Genomic DNA, 2,373 nt, shown 5'->3' with positions numbered 1-2,373 from the left:
TTGCAGATTGCTTGGGTGTTATATGGTCAAGCCTCACGGGCAATTAGTATGGGTTAGCTCAACGCCTCACAGCGCTTACACACCCCACCTATCAACGTCGTAGTCTTCGACGGCCCTTCAGGGAACTCAAGGTTCCAGTGAGATCTCATCTTGAGGCAAGTTTCCCGCTTAGATGCTTTCAGCGGTTATCTTTTCCGAACATAGCTACCCGGCAATGCCACTGGCGTGACAACCGGAACACCAGAGGTTCGTCCACTCCGGTCCTCTCGTACTAGGAGCAGCCCCTCTCAAATCTCAAACGTCCACGGCAGATAGGGACCGAACTGTCTCACGACGTTCTAAACCCAGCTCGCGTACCACTTTAAATGGCGAACAGCCATACCCTTGGGACCGGCTTCAGCCCCAGGATGTGATGAGCCGACATCGAGGTGCCAAACACCGCCGTCGATATGAACTCTTGGGCGGTATCAGCCTGTTATCCCCGGAGTACCTTTTATCCGTTGAGCGATGGCCCTTCCATACAGAACCACCGGATCACTAAGACCTACTTTCGTACCTGCTCGACGTGTCTGTCTCGCAGTCAAGCGCGCTTTTGCCTTTATACTCTACGACCGATTTCCGACCGGTCTGAGCGCACCTTCGTACTCCTCCGTTACTCTTTAGGAGGAGACCGCCCCAGTCAAACTACCCACCATACACTGTCCTCGATCCGGATGACGGACCTGAGTTAGAACCTCAAAGTTGCCAGGGTGGTATTTCAAGGATGGCTCCACGCAGACTGGCGTCCACGCTTCACAGCCTCCCACCTATCCTACACAAGCAAATTCAAAGTCCAGTGCAAAGCTATAGTAAAGGTTCACGGGGTCTTTCCGTCTAGCCGCGGATACACTGCATCTTCACAGCGATTTCAATTTCACTGAGTCTCGGGTGGAGACAGCGCCGCCATCGTTACGCCATTCGTGCAGGTCGGAACTTACCCGACAAGGAATTTCGCTACCTTAGGACCGTTATAGTTACGGCCGCCGTTTACCGGGGCTTCGATCAAGAGCTTCGCTTGCGCTAACCCCATCAATTAACCTTCCGGCACCGGGCAGGCGTCACACCCTATACGTCCACTTTCGTGTTTGCAGAGTGCTGTGTTTTTAATAAACAGTCGCAGCGGCCTGGTATCTTCGACCGGCATGGGCTTACGGAGCAAGTCCTTCACCCTCACCGGCGCACCTTCTCCCGAAGTTACGGTGCCATTTTGCCTAGTTCCTTCACCCGAGTTCTCTCAAGCGCCTTGGTATTCTCTACCCAACCACCTGTGTCGGTTTGGGGTACGGTTCCTGGTTACCTGAAGCTTAGAAGCTTTTCTTGGAAGCATGGCATCAACCACTTCGTGTTCTAAAGAACACTCGTCATCAGCTCTCGGCCTTGAAACCCCGGATTTACCTAAGATTTCAGCCTACCACCTTAAACCTGGACAACCAACGCCAGGCTGGCCTAGCCTTCTCCGTCCCTCCATCGCAATAACCAGAAGTACAGGAATATTAACCTGTTTTCCATCGACTACGCTTTTCAGCCTCGCCTTAGGGACCGACTAACCCTGCGTCGATTAACGTTGCGCAGGAAACCTTGGTCTTTCGGCGTGGGTGTTTTTCACACCCATTGTCGTTACTCATGTCAGCATTCGCACTTCTGATACCTCCAGCAAGCTTCTCAACTCACCTTCACAGGCTTACAGAACGCTCCTCTACCGCATCACCCAAAGGTGATACCCGTAGCTTCGGTGCATGGTTTGAGCCCCGTTACATCTTCCGCGCAGGCCGACTCGACTAGTGAGCTATTACGCTTTCTTTAAAGGGTGGCTGCTTCTAAGCCAACCTCCTAGCTGTCTAAGCCTTCCCACATCGTTTCCCACTTAACCATGACTTTGGGACCTTAGCTGACGGTCTGGGTTGTTTCCCTTTTCACGACGGACGTTAGCACCCGCCGTGTGTCTCCCATGCTCGGCACTTGCAGGTATTCGGAGTTTGCATCGGTTTGGTAAGTCGGGATGACCCCCTAGCCGAAACAGTGCTCTACCCCCTACAGTGATACATGAGGCGCTACCTAAATAGCTTTCGAGGAGAACCAGCTATCTCCGAGCTTGATTAGCCTTTCACTCCGATCCACAGGTCATCCGCTAACTTTTCAACGGTAGTCGGTTCGGTCCTCCAGTCAGTGTTACCTAACCTTCAACCTGCCCATGGATAGATCGCCCGGTTTCGGGTCTATACCCAGCGACTAAACGCCCTATTAAGACTCGCTTTCGCTACGCCTCCCCTATTCGGTTAAGCTTGCCACTGAATATAAGTCGCTGACCCATTATACAAAAGGTACGCAGTCACC

General features: G+C 52.7%; 1 rRNA gene. It reads right to left on the bottom strand.

Going from position 1 to position 2,373, the window contains the following annotated elements:
* Positions 1 to 22: 22 nt before the first annotated feature.
* Positions 23 to 2,373: ribosomal RNA gene (locus JSY17_RS25430) — 23S ribosomal RNA — on the bottom strand; the annotation flags it as partial.

It is taken from the genome of Pseudomonas capsici (assembly GCF_017165765.1).
Taxonomy (GTDB): Bacteria; Pseudomonadota; Gammaproteobacteria; order Pseudomonadales; family Pseudomonadaceae; genus Aquipseudomonas; species Aquipseudomonas capsici.
The sequence above is the reverse complement of the archived record's forward strand: the minus strand, read 5'-3'. Positions and strand labels throughout refer to the sequence as shown.